Below are 20,034 nucleotides of genomic sequence, written 5' to 3' on the forward strand. Positions count from 1 at the left end.
CCGTGACATCCTGACGGGGTGAACGGACCCGAGATCCACGTCGAAGTAGCCCCCGAGCTCCGGCTGTTCGTCCCGCACGCCCGCCGCCATGGCACCACCCCGCTCGCCACCGACGGCGTCTCGACCCTGGGCCATGTCATCGAGTCCCTCGGGGTCCCGCTCACCGAGGTCGGCGCGCTGGTCGTGGACGGCCGGCCGGTGCCGGTGTCGCACATTCCGACGGCGGGCGAGTCCGTGAGCGTACGGGCGGTCGAGCGGCCCCAGCGGGTCCCCGGCGCTCCCCTGCGCTTCCTCCTCGACGTCCACCTCGGCACGCTCGCCCGCCGGCTGCGCCTGCTCGGCGTGGACACGGCCTACGAGTCCACGGACATCGGCGACCCGGCGCTGGCCACCCGCTCCGCCGCCGAGAAGCGGGTCATGCTCAGCCGCGACCGCGGGCTGCTGCGCCGCCGCGAACTGTGGGCGGGCGCCTATGTCTACAGCACCCGCCCCGAGGACCAACTCCGCGACGTCCTCGACCGGTTCGCGCCCGAACTGCGCCCCTGGACACGCTGCACGGCGTGCAACGGCCTGCTGAAGGAGGCCACCAAGGACGAGGTGGCGCACCAGCTGAAGGGCGGGACGCAGCGGTCGTACGACGTCTTCGCCCGGTGCCTGGAGTGCGGGCGCGCGTACTGGAAGGGCGCGCACCACGACCAGTTGGAGGCCATCGTGGAGCGCGCCCTGACGGAGTTCAGCGGGCGGGGCTAACGCTTTCTCACATCGGCCTTTCCGCAGGCGATCCCGTCCTTGTTGCGGTCGAGACCCAGTGGATCGTCCCTGCCGTTGATCTTCAGCCGGCCGTAGTGGTTCTGCTTGAGCCAGGTGCAGCGCGCGGCCGTCGTCCTCTTCACTTCCGACGGGAAGACGGTCGGCACACAGACGTTGACCGAGCCGTAGTGCCGGTCGCAGCCGGAGATCGTGGTGCTGACCTTCTGCGACGACCGCTTCTTGCCGGGCCCGGAGACCTTGCCCCCCAGGGAGTCGGCGAAGGAGTGGACGTGCGCCGAGGGGGCGGTGGCGGCGAGCGCGGCCGGGCCCTGCAGATGCACCCACTTCGCCACCGACGGCACGCCGCCCGCGTCCACCGCGAACAGCATGTACCAGCCGGGCGGGGCCAGGTTGGGGTTGCTGGTCACGTTCAGGTCGACGTTGTTGCCGTCCACCGCGAGGGGCAGGTCGACGAACCGCTGGTTCGGGTCGGAGGAGTGGGTGACCGCGGCCGGGCGGATCAGCTCCGCCTTGGCGATGGGCCGGTCGACCGTGATCCGCTGGGTGTCGCCGTACTTCCACTCCTGGTTGATCACCGAGGTGATCGTCGGGCGGGTGCCCTTGTAGAGGTAGGGCGGGGTGTAGATCGACACGTTGTGGTTCCAGCTGCCGTTGCCCGGGTTGTCACCGGTGGCCATCACCCGGCCGTCGGGCAGCAGGAACGCCGACGAGTGGTAGCCGCGGGCCTCGGGGTCGGCGGCCACCGGGTCGAAGGTGCCCGCGTCCGGGTCGTAGATCGACGACTCGTACACCGGGTTGGCCCGGTTGTGCAGGGCGCCGCCCGTCTCCAGGACCTTGCCGTCGGGCAGCAGGACCGCGGAGACGTACATCTTGCCCTGGTCACCGGTCTCGGGGACCTTGCCGGCCCCGAGGTCGACCGTGCCCTGCGGGAGCGGCGGCCCGGGCACGTACGACGGGCTGGCCTGCTTGAGGTCGATGACGTCGGTGAGCCGGTTGCCGTCCGGGTTGGTGTCGATGTTGCCGCCGCCGATGGTCAGCACCCGCTGGTCCTGCGCCGGGGGCAGCAGCACGCTCGCCGACTGGTCGCGCTCGTCCTTCCTCTGCAGGCCCGGGATCTGCGTGACCGTGTTGGCGTTGTAGTCGTAGATCGCCGACCCGGTGCCCGGGATGTTGTTGCCGAAGACATGGCTGCCCGAGTAGAAGAGGCGGCCGTCCTGCATCAGGATCATCGACGGGTACAGGCCCCAGAACGACCAGGTCTGGTTGACCTTCCACAGCGGCTGCCACGCCTGGTCCTTGTCCGACCAGTACTCGGTGGTCACCGAACCGGACGAGTCCTCGCGCAGCCCGCCGAAGGAGATGACGTCACCGTTGCCCAGCTCGGTCGCCGAGGGGTACCAGTGGCCGTCGTTCAGGTCGTTGGTCTTGCTGTAGGTCTCGGTCGTCGGGTCGAAGATGTACGAGTCCTTGAAGCCCTCGTAGCCGTGCCCGCCCGCGACCGGGTACGCCTTGTTGCCGCTCATGACGAGCACGCGCCCGTCCTGCAACTGGATGTGCCCCGCGCAGAACATGTCCTTCGGCGTGGGGATGACCTTGTAGGTGCCGTTCGCCGGGTCGTACACCGCGCTGGTGAACGTGCCCGCGCTGAAGTTCTCCTCGCTGTTGCCCGAGCCGGCGATCAGCAGCACCTTGCCGTTGTTCAGGACGACGGAGTGCATCGAGCGGACCGGGTTCTGCGTCGGCAGCACCGACCAGCTTCCGTTGGCGCACTGGTCGCCCGTGCCGGTGCACTGCGGCGGCGGGAGCGTGTCGGGGACCTGCTCCATGGTGTAGTCGTCGGTGGTCACCGAGCCGGTGCCGTACACCGACACACCCCACGTGATGCGGTCGGTGCCGGCCGGGACCTCGGGGGTGCGGACGGTGGCCTGGGTGTAGCCCGACGCCATGTCGAGGGTCTTGAGGTCGGTCCAGTACTGCCAGCCCGCCGTCGCGTCGTGCCGGAAGAGCGTGACGGCGGTGTCGGGTGTCGTCGACTTGTACCAGAGGGACAGGTCGTACTGCTTGCCGGCCGTCACCACCGGTGCGCACTCGGTCGACTCGGTGATCAGCGCCTTGCGGTCGCCGTCCACCCGCCGGGTGAGCGTGACCTTCATGGCCTTGGAACCGGAGTGGGCGTCTGCGACGGTGGCGAAGCTGAAGTCGTTGTTGCCCCAGCCGGACTTCTCCCAGCAGTACGGCATGTCGTCCGTGCCGGCGGTCTCGAAGCCCGGGTTCTTGACGAGGTTGGCGGCCTCGGCGGACTGCGGTGAGGTGAGGAGAAGACCGGCGGTCAGGGCCCCGACCCCGACCAGTGCCGTCCTTCTTCGGTGCAGGTTCACACGGCTCTCCTTGCTGCGGTGCGACAGTTTTCTTTTGCGGTCGCAGGGGCGCCGCGACGCGGGAGGTAGACCAGCGCTTCGGTACCGACGAAGCGCAGGACGAAGGTCGTCACCAGCGCGAGCGCGGTGGCGGGCAGCGCGCCCATCCCGAACCGGTCGACGAGCAGCGCGATCAACGGGATGCGCAGCACCAGGTCGGCGTTGGCGAGCAGCGCGAACCGGCCGACGCGGTCCCACCAGCGGCGGTGCGCGCGCCGGTCGCGGAACAACAGCTGCTCGATGAGCAGGAAGTTCCAGGCGACGCCGAGCTGGTTGGCGAGGATCTCGGCGGGGACGTAGTGCATGCCCAGCACGGTCAGCGCCCACAGCCCGACCAGGTTGGGCACGAAGCCGGTCGCGCCGATCAGACCGAAGGCGACCATGCGGGCGACCGGTGAGGCGGTGCGCAGGCCGACCAGATGGCGCAGGAAGCGGAAGCCCTCCTGGGCGGTCGACTTGGACTCGCCGGCGAACCGGTCCTGGAAGACGAACGGCACCTCGGCGACCGCGCGCGGCCGGCTCCGCACGGCGAGCTCCAGCAGGATCTTGTAGCCCAGCGGCCTCAGCACCTCCGCCGTGACCGCGCTGCGCCGGATGGCGAAGAAGCCGCTCATCGGGTCGCTGATGCCGTGCAGCCTGCGCGGGAAGAGGGACTTGGTCAGCCAGGTCGCCCCGCGCGAGACGGCCACCCGGTAGCTGTCGGCGAGCCCGGCCCGGCTGCCGCCCTTGATGTACCGGGAGGCGACGACGAGCCCGGCGCCCGTCCGCTCGCCGGTGGCGACCAGCTCCGGTACCAGGGACGGCGGATGCTGGCAGTCGCCGTCCATGACGACGATCCACTCCGAGGTGGCCGCCTTCAGCCCCTCGACCACCGCCCCGCCGAGTCCGCCCACCGCCTCCTCGCGGTGCAGCACGGTCACCGGGAACGGGCAGTCCTGCGCGGCCTGCCGGATGACCTCGGGCGTGTCGTCCGTGGAGTCGTCCACGAAGACGACCTCGCAGGGCAGCCGGGCGGGCACCGACTCGGTGATCCGGTGCAGCAGCTGCCGGATGTTCGCGGACTCGTTGAAGGTCGGTACGACGATGGTGACGGCACCGGGCTCGGGCACTGCATTTTCGGGCTCGCTTCGCCTCCGGGGCGCTCCAGCCGGTGTCGAGGCGGCGATCGTGCTCACCCCTTCGGGCCTGCGCGCGTTCGCCGCCTCGACACCGGCGCGCCCCTCCGGCTCACTCGCGGTCGCGGCCCGTACGGCCGGATCGCCCAGCTCACCGGGGACGGTGTACTCGTGGCTGCTCATCGCTCGCCTCCCGCGGCTGCCGTCTGGATCTTCCGGATCTCGATGCGGTCGGGCCCGGTGCCGAAGCTGGCGACCGGGGTGGAGTGCCGGATGGCGGCCTTGACGTTGGGCAGGTCGCGGGCATCGCGCCGGACCGTCGGCGAGGCGACCACGTAGTCGATGTCCCTCCAGCCGTGCGGCATGGTCTTCGTGACGGCCGGGTCGAGGTCGGCCTTGTAGAACCAGATGGCGCCGAGCCCCGGCCGGTAGCCGTGATGGACCAGGTCCAGCCACAGCGCGTCGTCGACGAGGACCCGGGTGTGCCCCGGGTCGTCCACCTCGCTGCCGAGCCACTTGGAGGCCTGCCGGTAGGGGGCGTTGGCGTCGGCGGTGACGGCGGTGCGGTCGCCGTCGTACCAGTGCGGTACGACATAGGCGCCGGCGGCGACGGCGAGGACGGCGGCGAGCGCGTACCGGCCGGAGGTGACATACCGGTTCTCGTTCTCGGACCGCCGTCTGCGCAGCACGGCGTGGGCGACGGAGGCGGTGCCCCCGGCGAGGACCAGCGCGAGGAAGGGCAGGGCGCCGATGACGTACATGGCGGGCAGATAGCCGCCCGGCCGCATCGCCACCAGCGCCAGGATCGCCACGGTCAGCGCCGGTCCGGCGAGGGCGCGGGCGGTGACCGACCAGCGCCAGGTGACGAGGAGCAGCAGCGCCCCGGCCAGGCCGCCGAGGGGCAGCACACGGTCGTAGTACAGCCAGGAGTGCAGCACTCCGTACGAGCCGGACGACGTGTCGAGGATGAAGCCCGAACCCGGCCTGGACATCTGGTACTTGATGCCGTCCCAGAGAGACACGTGTCCGCTGCCCGGCAGCAGCTCGCCCTTCAGGAGGGCGAACAGGGGGTAGGAGAAGCCGGCCAGGACGCAGGCGGTGACCGCTCCGGTGAGGGCGAACTTACGGGTGTCGCGGTGGCTGTGGCGCCACATGGTGAGCAGCAGGGCGGGCAGGACGACGAGCATCGTCTCCTTGGTGAGCACACCCGCGGCGGCCGCGAGTCCCGCGCCGAAGTGGTGCCACAGGTGCCGGCTGGGCGAGGCGGCGAGGCAGAACGCCAGCAGCAGCCACATCACGGCGATGTTGTCGAGGAAGATCTCCCGCTGGAGCACGACGGCCAGCGGCGAGAGCCCGAAGAGCACCATGCCGAGCCCGGCGGCCCAGCGGGGCAGCGACAGCCGCCGCCCGAGGACGTAGACGAGGACCGCGCTGACGGCGCTGATCACCAGCATCGCGACGCGCATGCTGCCGACGGTCATCGAGTCCGGGCTGAGCGCGGACGGGATCCAGGTGAGCAGCGCTATCTGGATCCAGCCCAGCGGCGGATGGTCGTACCAGTACGTGTAGTGGGCCAGGCCCTTGCCCTGCTGCACGGCCCAGGCCTGGGCGAGATAGGTGCCCTCGTCGTCGCTGAGGGTCGGGTAGTCGGCGATGTTCCAGCCCTGGACGACGAGGATCGCCACGAGGAGCACACCGCACAGGAGCAGGTCGGAACGGGAGGAGCGGAGCCGGGCCGGCGGCGATGTTCGACCGGTCGAACGCTCCTTGGGTACAGGTCGGCGCTGCGCGGGGACCTTCGGAGCGGTCACCGCGGGAAGGGTGGAGGTCACGCAGGAACGTCCTCTCGGATCGTCTCGGCCGCGGTGAGGTGCGCGCCGACGTGGCTGGTCAGCTCCCAGTCGTTACGGCCGCGCTGCTCACGCCAGACGGCGCGGATCGCGGCACCTGCGAGGAGGACCTGGTAGAAGGGGCCGCCCACGATCAGCTTCAGGTAGTGGACGAGGCGGACACGCAGTCCGTACTGCTTGCCGAAGTCGTGCAGCCCGACCACCTCGAAGACGAAGGTGACGGCGGCGGTGACCAGGGGCAGGAAGGTCAGGAAGGCGATCCCGACGGGGACGTCGAGGAAGAGCGCCACGGCGGCGTTGAGCGGGATGACGACTCCGGAGAACGCCTGCAGGAACGGCGTCATCAGCGTGTACCGGGCGAGCAACCGCTGCCCGAATCCCGGAAGTTGCTTCCAGTCCTTCTTCCGGTAGACCTGCAGGAAGCCTTGGTTCCAGCGGGTGCGCTGCTTGAGCAGCGACATCAGCGAGCCGGGGGTCTCCTCACGGGTGACCATGTCGGAGTCGTAGGCGACGACGACCTTCTTGCCGACGCTGGACAGCCGCACACCCAGGTCGCAGTCCTCGGCCAGGCAGTTGGGGTCCCAGCCGTCGGCCTCCCTGAGCACGTCCGTGCGGACGAAGACGGTGTTGCCGCCGAGCGGGATGAACCCCTTCTGCGCGTGCAGATGCAGCCGGGAGCGGAACCAGAAGAAATACTCCAGGCAGTTGCGCAGGCTGTACCAGCTGGAGTGGAAGTTGATGAGCTGGACGCCGCCCTGGACGACATCGGCTCCCGTCGTCCGGAAGGCGTGGTCGACGTGGGCCAGGAGCTCCGGGTGGACCTGGTCCTCGGCGTCGAAGACCCCGACGACGTCGCCGCGGCAGTGCGGCAGCGCCGTGTTCATGGCCTTGGGCTTGTTCTTCTTCTCGTGCGTGTCGACGACGACACGGACGCGCGGGTCGCGCTCGGCGGCCGCGTCGGCCACCGCCGTGGTCTCGGGGTCGTCGTGCCCCACGATCACGATGATCTCGAAGTCGGTGTGCGTGGACTCCAGCAGCCGCTGGATGGTGTGGTCGAGCACGGCCTGTTCGTGCCGCGCCGGCAGCAGCAACGAGAACGAGACGTGTTCGTCCCCGTCCGGTCTGCTGAACCGGGTGGAGGCGAGCACTTCGGGCGTACGCCACGCGTGCATCTGCCACCACAAGGTGAACGCCGCCATCCAGAACAGCGCAAGCGAGACGGCAGCAATGAAGACGGACGTGAGCAAAAAGATCCCCCCAGATCCCCAAACCCCCCGGCGCGACGTGGCACCCCCGCCCGTCGCGTCACGATGGAGAGATTATGTGTGATCTGTGAAGCGCGTGGGCCTTTTCAATGAAGAGCGTGTTTCCTCACTATGCACGTCCTCGATGAGCAATTCGAACGCTAGTTACGTTTACGACGGTTGGCCTGATGCCGTTTCAGCTGTTCAACGCCGTGCGCAGCCGCTCCGGATCGGTCGTCGGGGCATCGCAGGCAAAGTTACGGCAGACATACGCGGCCGGCGCGCCGCCGATCAGCGGACGGTCGGCGAGGAGCGGGAACTCGTCGCTCTCCGGTGCGCCGAACGCGACCACCGCACCGGGCGCGGTACCCAGAAGTGCCGTACGGTGCAGGGCTCTTGCCGCCTCGTCGTCGAGCGCCGGTCCCACGACCGCGATCTCCCGCGGGCCGTCGAGCAGTGCCTCGGCGACGGCGAGCCCCCAGCCGATGAACCGCGGCACGCGCGGCCCGAGCGCCTTCACCACACCCAACGCCCTTTCCGCCGCGGTGCGATGGGGCTCGGAACCCGTCTGGGCGGCATAGCTCAGCAGGGCGCCCGCGGCGGCGGTCCAGCCGGAGGGGGTGGCGTTGTCGGTGGGGTCCTGCGGCCGGCGGATGAGCCGCTCGGCGTCGGCGGCGGTGTCGTACAGGGCGCCGCTGTCCGGGTCGGTGAAGCGGGTGAGGACCTGGTCGAGGAGCAGTCCGGCGAACTCCAGCCACACCCCTTCCCCGGTCACCGATGCCAGCGCGAGGAAGCCCTCGGCGACGTCGGCGTAGTCCTCCAGCACACCGGAGTTGGCACCGGCCCGGCCGTCCTTGCTGGTGCGGGCCAGCCGGGCATGGTCGTCCAGGTGCAGCCGTACGAGGAGATCGGCGGCGCCGACCGCGGCCTCGACCAGGTCGGGGCGGTCGAAGTAGGCGCCGGTCTCGGCGAGCGCGGCGACGGCCAGCCCGTTCCAGGCGGCCACGACCTTGTCGTCACGGCCGGGGGCGGGGCGCTCGGCGCGTGCCGCGAGCAGCCGCTCCCTGATGGACGCGATCTTCGCGGCATCGAACACCCCCTCGTCCTGGGGGAGTTGCAGCACGGACTGCCCCTCCTCGAAGGTTCCCTCCTCCGTCACCCCGAAGTGGTGGGCGGCGAGTTCGGCGTCGTCCCCGAGGACCTCGCGGAGCTGACCGGGCGTCCAGGCGTAGTACGCGCCCTCGACGTGCCTGCCCGTGCCGTCGTCGCTGTCGGCATCCAGCGCCGAGGCGAACCCGCCCTCGCTCGTGCGCAGTTCGCGGACCATGAAGTCGGCGGTCTCCAGGGCGACACGGCGGGCGAGATCGGATCCGGTGGACCGCCACAGATGGGCGTACACGCGGCACAGGAGCACGTTGTCGTAGAGCATCTTCTCGAAGTGGGGCACTACCCAGTCGCGGTCGACGGAGTACCTTGCGAACCCGCCACCGAGCTGGTCGTAGATGCCACCGCGCGCCATCCGCTCACAGGTGTCCTGCGCCATCTGCAACGCGCCCGCGGAGCCGGTCCGCGCATGGTGGCGCAGCAGGAACTCGACGACCATGGACGGCGGGAACTTCGGCGCGCCGCCGAATCCGCCGCGCTGCGGGTCGTACTCACGGGTGAGCCCGAGCAGCGCCTGAGCGAGCTCCTCCTCGCCGGGGACCTGCGCGGTCTGGTAGTCGATCTCGCGTCCGGCCAGGTCCCGCACGATCTTCCCGGCGACCTCGGTGACCTCGTCACGCCGCTCGCTCCAGGCCTGCCGGACCCCTTCCAGCACCTGCCGGAAGGAGGGCATGCCGTGGCGGGGAGCGGGCGGGAAATACGTGCCGAAGTAGAAGGGTTCGGCGTCCGGCGTGAGGAACACGGTCATGGGCCAGCCGCCCTGCCCGGTGGCGGCCTGGACGGCCTCCATGTAGACGGCGTCTACGTCGGGGCGCTCCTCGCGGTCGACCTTGACGCTGACGAAGTGCTCGTTCAGGTAGTCGGCGGTGGCCCGGTCCTCGAAGGATTCGTGAGCCATCACATGGCACCAGTGGCAGCTCGCATAGCCGACGCTCAGCAGAACGGGCTTGTTCGCGGACCGGGCCTCGTCGAAGGCCTCGGCCGACCAGGGCCACCAGTCGACGGGGTTGTCGGCGTGCTGGAGCAGGTACGGGGACGTCTCATGGGCCAGTCGGTTCACCGTTCCACTCTCCCACGGCGTCGGGCTCGGCGTAGAAGCGCGGGTTCGCCCGGCGCGCCCCCTCCGGCGCCGCCGTCTGTGTGCTCGCCGCCCTTCGTGATCGTCTCCCCTCTCGCGCTCCCGCCTCCCCCGAAGGACACTCGTAGTCAAAGGAGTTGCCGCCGGAGGGGGACGTGACATGCGGGACAGCCATCGGACGGAGGCCGAGCGGCTGGTGGTGCGGGCCGTGGAGGAGGAGGTACGGCGCTCGGGCGGGCGCGTGGACGGGCAGGTGCTGCTGTCACGGGCGCGCGGTGCCCTGGACGCCATGGCCCAGACCGCCGCGGAGGAGTACGAGGCCTATACCCGCGCCCTGGACGAGGCGGATGCGGGACGGCAGACCTTCGGACAGCGCTACGCCCGCGAGGGCGCCGGAACTCCCCTGCTGATAGCGGCCGTTGCCGCGGTCGCGGCCACCGTGGCCGACCTCGCCCTCGGCACCGGCGCGGGGACGGCGGTGGGCGCGGGCGTGGCCGTGGGCGTCGTGGGCGCGGCCGCCACCGTCGTGAAGGTGGCGGGCTCCCATCTGCCCGCCGCCCACCACCGCGCCGGAGCCGTCGGACAGCCGGGCGGTCCCGAGCAGCTGCGCCTGCAGTGGCTGACGGCGCTGGAGGTGCGCGGCATCCGCCCGTTCCTCGACCAGCAGCGGGTGCTCAGCGCCTCCACCGGCCCGAAGAAGACGGGCCCGCAGCTGCGCGGCTCGGACAAGAGCGCGGCGGCCCGCAGGCGTACGGTGCTGGAGCAGTCGTTCGGCCAACTGCCTGAGCCGGAAGGGCCGTTCGCGGGACGGCGGCAGGAGCTGGCCCGGATCCGGCAGTGGGTGCGGGCGGCCAGGGCGGCCACGGAGACCCGGCCGACGGTGGTCGTGCTGCACGGGACGCCCGGCTCCGGCCGCACCACGCTCGCCGTCCGCGCCACGCACGACCTCAGGGACCACTTCCGCGGCGCCGTCGTCGTCGATCTGCGCGGCGACAGCCGGGAGGAGCCGCCGCTGCCCACCCGCGACGCCCTGCTGCATCTGCTCAACCGGTTCGGCGCGCCCCGCGAACAGCTCCTGTTCCGTGAGCGCTCCTCCCCGGACCAGCAGGTCAAGCGGCTGAACGAGCTGTACCACCAGCATCTGACGGGCCTTGCGGTGACGATCGTGCTGGACGACGCCTCGGACCCCGAGCAGGTGTGCACCCTCGTCCCCGAGCGCTCCGACAGCCTGGTCCTGGTCACCGCCCGGCAACCCCTCGACCTGCCCGCGGACCTGGCGGCCTGGGTGCACCACCTCCCGGTCGACTCGCTGGACGCGGTCGGCTCCGAGGAACTGCTGGGCGCGGCCGCCCAGGACATGTCGGGGCCCTACGACGCCGAATCGGCCGACCGGATCAGGGAGCTGTGCGGCGGGCTGCCGCTCGCGCTGCGCATCGCCGGCTCGTCCCTCGGCCCGCGCTCACCGCGCCGACTGGCCACGGGCCTGGCGGCGTACGGACCGGTGGAACCGGTCGAGCGCGCGCTGTGGCTGCGCTACAGCGACCAGTCCGAGTCCGGGCGCCGGCTGCTGAGAAGACTCGCCCTCGCCGGTCGCGCCTCGCTGGGCGCGGCGGCGGCCGCCGCCCTGCTCGCCACGGACGAGGCCGAGGCGACCCGCCATCTGGTGGCGCTCGCGCAGGCCGGTCTGATCGACCATGTCCGCGGCAGCCGCTACCGGCTGCACGATCTGGTCCGCACCTTCGCCCAGGCCCGTCTCCTGGACGAGGAGGAGCCGGCCGAGCGCACGGCCGCGCAGGAGCGTCTGATCGTGAACTACGGCGAGCTCGCCGACTCCGTGCTCCGTCTGGTCGACGGCAATATGTCCACCCGCTCGGACCGCTTCGGCCCGCACGGCTTCACCTCCCTCGACGAGGCGCTGCGCTGGCTGGACGACGAGTCGAGCTTCATCACGGCAACCCTGCGCCATGCGGAGGGCGTGAACCAGGCGGCCGTACTGAACCTGCTCGGCGCGCTGTGCGACTACTGCCTGCTGCGCGGCGACCTCTATCGCCTCGGCGAGATCAGCGAGCTGGCGCAGGCCGTCGACCAGGGCCTGCTGGTGCGCTCGGTGCAGTGGCGCACCGGCATCGCGGCCCGCCAGCTGGGCGAGCTGGACAAGGCCCGTGCCACCCTGACCTCCGTCGTCGATCTCTACATGGAGGCGCATCACGACGCGGGCGCCGCCCGTGCCCTGTGCTCGCTCGGCATCACGCTGCACCACCAGGGTCAACTCACGGAGGCGGCGGCGAAGCTGCAGGAGGCCCTGGATCTGCAGGCGCCGCCCGAACTGGCGACGGACCGCGCCTGGACGATGCACGCGCTGGCCGCGGTCCAGCGCGACCGCGGCCGGCTGCCGGAGGCGCTGGACCTGCTCGGCAGGTCGCTGGTCCTGCACCGCGAGGGCGGATCCGTGCACGGTGAGGCATGGGCGCACTTCCAGCTGGGCCAGCTGGGGCTGCGGATGGGGGACGTGCCGCGCGCGGAAGAAGAGCTGCGGGCCGCCCTCGAACGCTACGGCCGCACGCGCGACGCCCGCGGCGAGGCCTGGGCGCTCACCCAGCTGGCCCGCGCCCGGCTGGTGGCCGGCGACCCGTCCCCGGCGGTGGACGAACTGCGCCGGGCGGCCGCCCGGCACCGCGACAACGAGGACGTGCGTGGCGAGGCCTGGACGGTCTACTACCTGGGCCAGGCCCTGGAGGAGACGGGCAACCTGGATCTGTCGGTCCGCGAGCTGGAACGCTCCCGCACGATGTTCTCCCGGATGCGCGACGTCTACGGCCTGGCCTGTGCCCGCCACCACTCGGCCCGGGTGACCCGGGACCAGCGCGCCGCCCAGACGGGCTCGCTGAGGAACTCGGGTTTCGCCAGGCAGCTGCTCGTCGACGCCCGCGCCGACTTCCAGCGCATCGGCGTGGCCCACGGCGAGGCCTGGACCTGCCTGGAGCTGGCCGTCGTGGACGCGGGCAACACCCGCACCCAGCAGGCCCTCGCCCTGTGCGACGAAGCGATCGGCCTGTTCACCGCGTACGGCGACCGGCGCGGCGAGGACTGGGCCCGCTTCCTGCGCTGCACCCTGCTCCCCTACGCCGCGCCCGGCGGTGTGGAGGTCGGCACGGCCGTCGCCCAGGAGGAACTGGCCCAGCTCTCCCGCACCGGGCACCCGGCCCGCGACGGGAAGCTGGACGAGTACACCGCGGCGTACGCGCTGCTGCTGGAGCGCGGAGTGAACCTGGAGGCGGGCTGGCAGGCATGGCGGCTCGGCATGGTGCCGGACCGGCATGCCCGGGAGGTCATGGGGGTCCCGGTGCCGGCCAGGCAGTGACTCCGGCCGGCCCCGCGCCTCGGGTCAGCCCCGCTGCGCCTTCGGGTCGGCCACGGAGGTCCCGGACTCCGCCTTCGGGTCCTGGGCCTCCTTGAAGTCGACCTTCCCCATGTGCTTGTTCATGGACTTCATCAGGCCCCACACGGCCACGGCCATCACCGCGAAGACGATGAAGCCGAGGACGCCGGGGGTGACCTTGTTCTCGTCGACCTCCTTGGCCAGGGGGACGAGGTGCGTCAGTGCCAGGCTCGCGCTCATGTCAGGCATTGTCGCGGATGCCCGCAAAGAGATCGCCCTCGGGGAGGGAGGTATCGACGAGAGACTTCGCGAGCTCGTACTCCTCGGTCGGCCAGACCTCCTTCTGGAGCTCCATCGGAACCCGGAACCAGCCGCCGTCGGGGTCGATCTGCGTGGCGTGGGCGATCAGCGCCTTGTCGCGGATCTCGAAGAAGTCGGCACAGGGCACATGCGTGGTGAGCGTGCGCTCCGTGCGCTCGAACTCCGCCCAGCGCTTGAGCCACTCCCCGTAGGGCGACTCCATGCCGCGGTCGAGCAGCGCGTTGTGCAGCGCCTCGGTGCGCGGACGGTTGAAGCCCTGGTTGTAGTAGAGCTTGAGCGGCTGGTAGGCGGGGCCGAACTCGGACTCCGGGTACTTCTCGGTGTCCGCCGCGCCCTCGAACGCCACCATGGAGATCTTGTGGGTCATGATGTGGTCGGGGTGCGGGTAGCCGCCGTTCTCGTCATAGGTGGTGACCACCTGGGGACGGAACGTGCGGATCTGCTTGACCAGCTCACCGGCCGCCTTGTCCACGTCCTCCAGGGCGAAGCAGCCCTCGGGCAGCGGGGGCAGCGGGTCGCCCTCGGGCAGGCCGGAGTCGACGAAGCCGAGCCACTCCTGCTTGACGCCGAGGATCTCGCGGGCCTCGTCCATCTCCTTCTTGCGTACCTCGTGGATGTGCTCCTCGATGTACTTGTCGCCCTGCAGCTTGGGATTGAGGATGGAGCCGCGCTCCCCGCCCGTGCAGGTCACCACCAGCACGTCCACCCCCTCGGACACGTACTTCGCCATGGTGGCCGCGCCCTTGCTCGACTCGTCGTCGGGGTGCGCATGAACGGCCATCAGTCGCAGCTGGTCAGTCAAGACTCAATCCTCGGTAAATTGGCGCCCGGTGTCTTCGGGTGCAGTTCGATGGGGGCCGTCCCGCAGGGACGTCGTTGAGGGGTGGCGGTCGGGCGGCGGGCGGGGGCTCCTATAGTGACCGAATCGGGGGGCGAATAATTCCGGGGTCCAGCCTCGGAGACCCCTTTCGGGGTGTATGTCCCGACCCGGCGAGAGGACGATCATGAGTACGGCGAGCACGCGGCTGCCCGAGGGCCGCTACGGCCGTCCCTCTGAGGAGCGCTCCGACCGCCGTCTGAAGATCGCCGGGACCGTCCTCGGCGCGGCCCTGCTGGCGCTGGTCGGCTACTTCGCCTACCACTATGTCGCGCAGAACGAGATCAGCGCGCAGGTGATCGCCTTCAAGGCCTCGGACAGCGCGGTCGAGGTGCATCTGGAGGTCCACAAGGACGCCGGCGCCGACGGCTACTGCACACTGCGCTCGCAGAGCGAGAACGGCACGGAGGTCGGCCGGGCGGACTTCCGCTTCGCCGGTTCGGCCACACGCATCGACAAGGTCGTGACGCTCCGTACAACGGCCCGGGGCACGACGGCCGAGCTGGTCGGCTGCCACGCCGGGTGACTTCACCCCGGCACATAGGCACTGACCTGCGTTGACGTAATTCTGATGGCTTATGTCCTCCCCCTTCAGCCGTTGAATTGTTAGGCTCGTGGTTTCGCCCATCCGTGAAGGAACATTCTTCTGGGTAGGGCGATGCTTTGTATTCCCAGTACCTACGAGGAGCACCTGTGACCCAGACCAGCGAGAACGTCACCTGGCTGACCCAGGAGGCGTACAACCAGCTCAAGGCCGAGCTGGAGTACCTGTCTGGTCCTGCGCGCACGGAGATCGCCGCCAAGATCGCGGCCGCGCGCGAGGAGGGCGACCTGCGCGAGAACGGCGGGTACCACGCGGCCAAGGAGGAGCAGGGCAAGCAGGAGCTCCGTGTGCGCCAGCTGACCCAGCTTCTGGAGAACGCCAAGGTCGGCGAGGCTCCGAACTCCGCGGACGGTGCCGTGGCCCCCGGCATGGTCGTGACGATCGCCTTCGACGGCGACGAGGACGACACGATGACGTTCCTGCTCGCCTCGCGCGAGTACGCGAGCGCCGACATCGAGACGTACTCGCCGCAGTCCCCACTGGGCTCCGGCGTGATCGGCCACAAGGTCGGCGAGGACGCGGAGTACGAACTGCCGAACGGCAAGCGGGCCTCGGTGCGGATCCTCAAGGCCGAGGCCTACTCGGGCTGATACCAGCTGCCGGTTTCCCGGCGGAGCCCCCGGCGTCGGCAAGACGCCGGGGGCCTCGTCATGCGGTGGCCGAGCGGTACTTCCGGACCGCCAGGGTGCGGAAGATGACGACGATCAGGATCGAGTAGATCAGCGAGGCCCACACCGGGTGCTGCATGGGCCAGGCGTCCGAGTGGGACTGGCCGGGGTTGGCGAACAGCACACGGCACGCCTGGACCGTGGCACTGAACGGGTTCCACTCCGCGACATGGCGCAGCCACGGGGTCATGTTGCTGGTGTCCACGAACGCGTTGGATATGAAGGTCACCGGGAAGAGCCAGATCAGCCCGCCGGAGGTGGCCGCCTCCGGGGTGCGGACGGTCAGGCCGATCAGTGCGCCGATCCAGGTGAACGCGTACCCGAGCAGAAGCAGCAGCCCGAAGGCGCCGAGGATCCTCGCGACGTTGGTGTCCCCGAACGTGCTCGTGCGCCAGCCGACCAGCACGGCGACGACCGCGAGGACGAGCAGGGTCAGCGCCGTCTGGACCAGGTCGGCGAGCGTGCGCCCGGTCAGCACCGCGCCGCGTGCCATGGGCAGGGAGCGGAAGCGGTCGATGAGGCCCTTGTGCATGTCGTCGGCGATGCCCGCGCCGGAGCTGGCGGTGGCGAACGTGACGGTCTGCGCGAAGATGCCCGCCATCAGGAAGTTCTTGTAGTCGACCGCGCTGGTGCTGGTGCCGATCTTCATGGATCCGCCGAACACATAGGTGAACAGCACCACGAACATGATCGGCTGTATGAGCCCGAAGATCACCATCTCCGGGATCCTGGACATGCGGATCAGATTGCGCTGGGCAACGATGAGCGAGTCCCGGAGGGACCTGCTGAACGGGTTGCCGGGGGCCGCGACCGGCGTCGCGTCGGTTACGGCACTCACTTGGCGGTCTCCTTGTTCTTCTTGCGGTCGCCGGGCTTCTTCGAGGCGCCGTTGCCCCCGTCGTTCTCCTCCGCCACATGTCCCGTCAGGGACAGGAAGACGTCGTCGAGGGTGGGGCGGCGCAGTCCGATGTCGTCTATCTCGATGCCGCGCGTGTCCAGCTCCCGGATGACCTCGGCGAGCAGCTTGGCGCCGCCGGTGACGGGGACGGTCAGCTTGCGCGTGTGCTCCTCGACCGTGGTCTCGCCCTTGCCGAAGCCGCCCAGCACCTCGGCGGCCGTCGCGATGTCCTCGCGGTCGTGCACGACGACCTCGACGCGCTCGCCGCCGGTGCGGGCCTTGAGCTGGTCGGAGGTGCCCTTGGCGATGACGCGGCCGTGGTCGACCACGGCGATGTCGTGGGCCAGGTGGTCGGCCTCTTCCAGATACTGGGTGGTGAGCAGCAGCGTCGTACCGCCGGAGACCAGCTGCTTGATGACCTCCCACAACTGCTGGCGGTTGCGCGGGTCGAGGCCCGTCGTCGGCTCGTCCATGAACATCACGGGCGGCGACACCACGAGCGCGGCCGCGAGGTCGAGCCGGCGGCGCATGCCTCCGGAGTAGGTCTTGGCGGAGCGGTCGGCGGCGTCCGTGAGGTTGAACTGCTCCAGCAGTTCCACCGCGCGGGCCTTCGACGCCTTCGCGCCCATCTGGTACAGCCTGCCGACCATCTGCAGGTTCTCGCGGCCGGTGAGGTATTCGTCGACCGCCGCGAACTGGCCGGACAGGCCTATGGAGCGGCGGACGGCGTCGGGGTGCTTGAGGACGTCCACACCCGCGACCACGGCCTTGCCGCTGTCGGGGCGGAGCAGGGTCGTCAGACAGCGGACGGCCGTCGTCTTGCCGGCGCCGTTCGGCCCGAGCAGACCGAGGACCGTGCCCTCGGGGACATCGAGGTCGACGCCGTCCAGTGCCCTTACGTCGCCGAAGGTTTTCACCAGGCCTTCGGCGTAGATGGCGCCTGGCATATGAATCTCCACGTTTTTGGGGATGGGGCGAAAGAATTGGGGGTGGCTGCGCAACAGACCATAACGCGATGTATCGCGTTACTCAATGGAATTTTCTCGTCATTGCCCGAACGAGTGACGGGCTCGACGTTGCCCGAGCGAGGTGAAGGATGAGTGTCGGCGAGGTCTCCGACCTCAATCGATGACCGTGTATCCCGCCTCGCGCAGGGCCTGGCCGACCTCGGCGCAGTGCGCCGGACCCTTTGTCTCCAGGTGCAGCTCCACCTCCGCCTCGGTGAGCCCGAGCCGTGGATCGGTCCGTACATGACTCACGTCGAGGACGTTAGCGTCCACCACTGACAACACCCCGAGAAGCGTGGCGAGGGCGCCCGGCCGGTCCGTCAGCCGCAGCCGAACGGCCAGGTAGCGGCCCTGCGCGGCCATGCCGTGGCGCAGCACCCGCTGGAGCAGCACCGGATCGACGTTCCCGCCGGAGAGCACCGCGACCACCGGACCGGGGAAGGCGCCGGGGTCCGCCAGCAGCGCCGCGACCGGACTCGCCCCGGCCGGTTCGACGACCAGCTTGGCCCGCTCCAGGCACAGCAGCAGCGCGGCCGACAGCTGGTCCTCGGTGACCGTGCGGACCTCGTCCACCAGCTCGGCGATGATCCCGAACGGCACCTCGCCCGGACACCCCACCTTGATGCCGTCGGCCATCGTCGCCGGGTTGTCGATCACCACCGGCCGCCCGGCCGCGAGCGAGGGCGGGTACGCGGCCGCGCCCGCCGCCTGCACGCCGATGATCCGCACGTCCGGCCGCAGCGTCTTCACCGCGACGGCGATGCCGGCCGCGAGCCCGCCGCCGCCGATGCCGACGACGATCGTGCCCACCTCCGGGCACTGCTCCAGGATCTCCAGACCGACCGTGCCCTGCCCCGCGATGATGTCGGGATGGTCGAAGGGGTGGATGAAGACGGCGCCCGTCTCCTCCGCGTACTCCCGCGCCGCGGCCAGCGTCTCGTCGACCACCTGACCGTGCAGGCGCACCTCGGCGCCGTAGTCCCGGGTCGCGCTGATCTTCGGCAGCGGGGCGCCCCTCGGCATGAACACGGTGGCGTGCACGCCGAGCAGCGCGGAGGCCAGCGCCACGCCCTGCGCGTGGTTCCCGGCGCTCGCGGCCACGACACCGGCGGCGCGCTCCTCGGGCAGCAGGCCGGCGATACGGACGTAGGCGCCCCTCAGCTTGAAGGACCCCGTCCGCTGGAGGTTCTCGCACTTGAGGTGGACCGGCGCGCCCACCAGCTGCGACAGATGCCTGCTGCCCTCCATCGCGGTCACCCGTGCCACGCCCGTGAGCATCTTCTGGGCGCCGCGCACGTCGTCGAGGGTGACGGGCCGCAAGGAGTCAGCCGTGCTGTAGCTCATGACACAAGTCTCGCAGTTCACAGCCGGGCGCAGCGGGTGTGACCAAGCTCCGAGACCGGTTTGCGCAGCCCCGGTACGACCCGCCCCCTCGCCGCGTACCCTGTCCCCCAACCCAGCACTCTTCATGAAGCGAGCCCCCGGCCATGCCCACAACACCTGAAATGTCGATGGACATGACGACCGTCGGTGACACCGGTCTCCTCGACACGCTGCAGCACGAGGTGGCGGTCTTCGCCCGCCGTGCCGAACAGACCCGGCTCGGCGGCGTCGGACAGGTGCGCAACTCCATGGACCGCGCCGCGTACCTGCTGCTGAACCGCCTCGACAAGGAAGGACCGATGGGCGTCAAGGCCCTCGCCGCGAGCATGGGGATCGACTCGTCGACGGTCACCCGGCAGGTGGCTCCCCTGGTCGACACCGGGCTCGTCAAGCGGACCTCGCACCCCGAGGACGGGCGGGCGGTGGTGCTGCAGCTGTCCCCGCGCGGGCTGTCCCGGCTGGAGGAAGTTCGTTCGTCCAGGCGTCAGTTGATGGCCGAGCTGACACACGACTGGGCGCCGGAGGAGCGCGAGACGTTCTGCACGCTCCTCACGCGCTTCAACACCGCGCTCTCCGCGCGGATGGCGGTCCCGGGCGTGCCCGCGCCGGAGACTCCGTCGGCCTCCTGAGTCCCGGACTCTTGACCCCGGGCCGCCGCTGGCCTCATATGAGACCGGGTCCCGGTCGCACACGGTTCCGCATTCCGTACCGGCAGGGCCCCCTCAGGCGGGAGGCACGGTGCGAGAACGGCAGGCGTCCCAAAGCGCCCGCCGGGCCCGGGAGTTCGAGGCATTCGTCGCGGGCGCGGCAGGGCGGCTGCTGCATGCCGCCACACTGCTGACCGCGGAGGCGCCGGACGACAACCCGCGCGCGCGGCGGCTGCTCACCCTGGCCCTCGCGCACACGTACGCGTGCTGGGACCGGTTGCGCGGCGAGGACCCGTACGACCGCGCCCGCCAGCACCTCGCCACGCGCTTCGCGCGCGGGGCCTGGCACCAGTACGGCGGTCTCGGCCGCGGCCGCCCGCATCCCGCAAGCGCCCTGGCCGTCCTCGGCCCCCAGGAGCGTCTGATCCTCGTCCTGCGGTTGTACGAGGGGGTCGCCGAGGAGCAGGTGGCGGCGCTGCTCGGACTCCCGCCGGAACGGGTCCACGCGATCTGCGACCGGGCGACGGCCACTTTGCTGCATCCGCGCCGGGGGCAGCCACCTGCCGTGATCGGCGCGAAGGTGGCACCGTCGTGAGGCGGCGGGACGAGGG

At 70.5% G+C, this 20,034-nt stretch carries 16 protein-coding genes; 6 read left to right on the top strand and 10 right to left on the bottom strand.

Going from position 1 to position 20,034, the window contains the following annotated elements; all coding sequences use genetic code 11:
• Positions 1 to 18: 18 nt before the first annotated feature.
• Entirely contained in the window at positions 19 to 750 is a 732-nt protein-coding gene (locus ACFY1J_RS15200; protein WP_390708585.1) for a Mut7-C RNAse domain-containing protein, read from the top strand.
• Here ACFY1J_RS15200 and ACFY1J_RS15205 read toward each other — a convergent pair.
• The 5 genes from ACFY1J_RS15205 to ACFY1J_RS15225 form a co-directional block, all read right to left on the bottom strand.
• The gene (locus ACFY1J_RS15205; protein ID WP_390708584.1) at positions 747 to 3,149 is read right to left on the bottom strand and encodes a galactose oxidase-like domain-containing protein; all 2,403 of its coding nucleotides are present in this window, start codon (positions 3,147 to 3,149) and stop codon (positions 747 to 749) included. The genes ACFY1J_RS15200 and ACFY1J_RS15205 overlap by 4 nt on opposite strands.
• A complete protein-coding gene (locus tag ACFY1J_RS15210; RefSeq protein WP_390708583.1) occupies positions 3,146 to 4,486 on the bottom strand; it encodes a glycosyltransferase in 1,341 nt (446 codons plus the stop codon). The genes ACFY1J_RS15205 and ACFY1J_RS15210 overlap by 4 nt, the downstream gene beginning before the upstream one ends.
• Positions 4,483 to 6,135 (bottom strand): ArnT family glycosyltransferase, encoded by a 1,653-nt coding sequence (locus tag ACFY1J_RS15215; protein ID WP_390708582.1) that lies wholly within the window; start codon positions 6,133 to 6,135, stop codon positions 4,483 to 4,485. The genes ACFY1J_RS15210 and ACFY1J_RS15215 overlap by 4 nt, the downstream gene beginning before the upstream one ends.
• Positions 6,132 to 7,400, bottom strand: coding sequence for a glycosyltransferase (locus ACFY1J_RS15220; protein WP_390708581.1), 1,269 nt, complete (start codon positions 7,398 to 7,400; stop codon positions 6,132 to 6,134). The genes ACFY1J_RS15215 and ACFY1J_RS15220 overlap by 4 nt, the downstream gene beginning before the upstream one ends.
• A gap of 193 nt (positions 7,401 to 7,593) precedes the next feature.
• On the bottom strand, positions 7,594 to 9,621 hold the full coding sequence (locus ACFY1J_RS15225) for a thioredoxin domain-containing protein (RefSeq protein WP_390708580.1): 2,028 nt from the start codon (positions 9,619 to 9,621) through the stop codon (positions 7,594 to 7,596).
• 178 nt (positions 9,622 to 9,799) lie between these two features.
• Here ACFY1J_RS15225 and ACFY1J_RS15230 point away from each other — a divergent pair, with 178 nt between their 5' ends.
• Complete coding sequence (locus ACFY1J_RS15230) at positions 9,800 to 13,000, top strand: tetratricopeptide repeat protein (protein ID WP_390731317.1); 3,201 nt, start codon at positions 9,800 to 9,802, stop codon at positions 12,998 to 13,000.
• A gap of 24 nt (positions 13,001 to 13,024) precedes the next feature.
• Here the strand turns inward: ACFY1J_RS15230 and ACFY1J_RS15235 are convergent, their stop codons facing one another.
• Together ACFY1J_RS15235 and mca are read right to left on the bottom strand one after the other, a co-directional pair.
• Positions 13,025 to 13,258 (bottom strand): hypothetical protein, encoded by a 234-nt coding sequence (locus ACFY1J_RS15235; protein WP_363293897.1) that lies wholly within the window; start codon positions 13,256 to 13,258, stop codon positions 13,025 to 13,027.
• 1 nt (position 13,259) lies between these two features.
• Positions 13,260 to 14,141: a mycothiol conjugate amidase Mca gene (mca, locus tag ACFY1J_RS15240; protein WP_390708578.1), complete on the bottom strand. Its 882-nt coding sequence runs from the start codon at positions 14,139 to 14,141 to the stop codon at positions 13,260 to 13,262.
• Between the two features lie 202 nt (positions 14,142 to 14,343).
• Here mca and ACFY1J_RS15245 point away from each other — a divergent pair, with 202 nt between their 5' ends.
• Positions 14,344 to 14,742 carry a DUF4307 domain-containing protein gene (locus ACFY1J_RS15245; RefSeq protein WP_390708577.1) on the top strand — a complete coding sequence of 133 codons (399 nt, stop codon included), beginning with the start codon at positions 14,344 to 14,346 and terminating at the stop codon, positions 14,740 to 14,742.
• A 167-nt stretch (positions 14,743 to 14,909) separates the two neighbouring features.
• Positions 14,910 to 15,410 carry a transcription elongation factor GreA gene (gene greA / locus ACFY1J_RS15250; RefSeq protein WP_363293893.1) on the top strand — a complete coding sequence of 167 codons (501 nt, stop codon included), beginning with the start codon at positions 14,910 to 14,912 and terminating at the stop codon, positions 15,408 to 15,410.
• A 58-nt stretch (positions 15,411 to 15,468) separates the two neighbouring features.
• Here the strand turns inward: greA and ACFY1J_RS15255 are convergent, their stop codons facing one another.
• From ACFY1J_RS15255 to ilvA, 3 genes are all read right to left on the bottom strand, one after another.
• Positions 15,469 to 16,326: an ABC transporter permease gene (locus tag ACFY1J_RS15255; protein ID WP_390708576.1), complete on the bottom strand. Its 858-nt coding sequence runs from the start codon at positions 16,324 to 16,326 to the stop codon at positions 15,469 to 15,471.
• Positions 16,323 to 17,333, bottom strand: a complete 1,011-nt coding sequence (locus ACFY1J_RS15260; RefSeq protein ID WP_390708575.1) for an ATP-binding cassette domain-containing protein — start codon at positions 17,331 to 17,333, stop codon at positions 16,323 to 16,325. The genes ACFY1J_RS15255 and ACFY1J_RS15260 overlap by 4 nt, the downstream gene beginning before the upstream one ends.
• Positions 17,334 to 17,507: 174 nt before the next feature.
• On the bottom strand, positions 17,508 to 18,737 hold the full coding sequence (ilvA, locus tag ACFY1J_RS15265; RefSeq protein WP_390708574.1) for a threonine ammonia-lyase: 1,230 nt from the start codon (positions 18,735 to 18,737) through the stop codon (positions 17,508 to 17,510).
• 161 nt (positions 18,738 to 18,898) lie between these two features.
• Between ilvA and ACFY1J_RS15270 the strand changes: the two genes are divergently transcribed.
• Together ACFY1J_RS15270 and ACFY1J_RS15275 are read left to right on the top strand one after the other, a co-directional pair.
• A complete protein-coding gene (locus tag ACFY1J_RS15270; RefSeq protein ID WP_363293889.1) occupies positions 18,899 to 19,405 on the top strand; it encodes a MarR family transcriptional regulator in 507 nt (168 codons plus the stop codon).
• Positions 19,406 to 19,514: 109 nt separating this feature from the next.
• Positions 19,515 to 20,018 (top strand): sigma factor-like helix-turn-helix DNA-binding protein, encoded by a 504-nt coding sequence (locus tag ACFY1J_RS15275; RefSeq protein WP_390708573.1) that lies wholly within the window; start codon positions 19,515 to 19,517, stop codon positions 20,016 to 20,018.
• Positions 20,019 to 20,034: the final 16 nt, after the last annotated feature.

The sequence above is a fragment of the Streptomyces sp. NPDC001406 genome (genome assembly GCF_042895285.1).
Classification (GTDB): domain Bacteria; phylum Actinomycetota; class Actinomycetes; order Streptomycetales; family Streptomycetaceae; genus Streptomyces.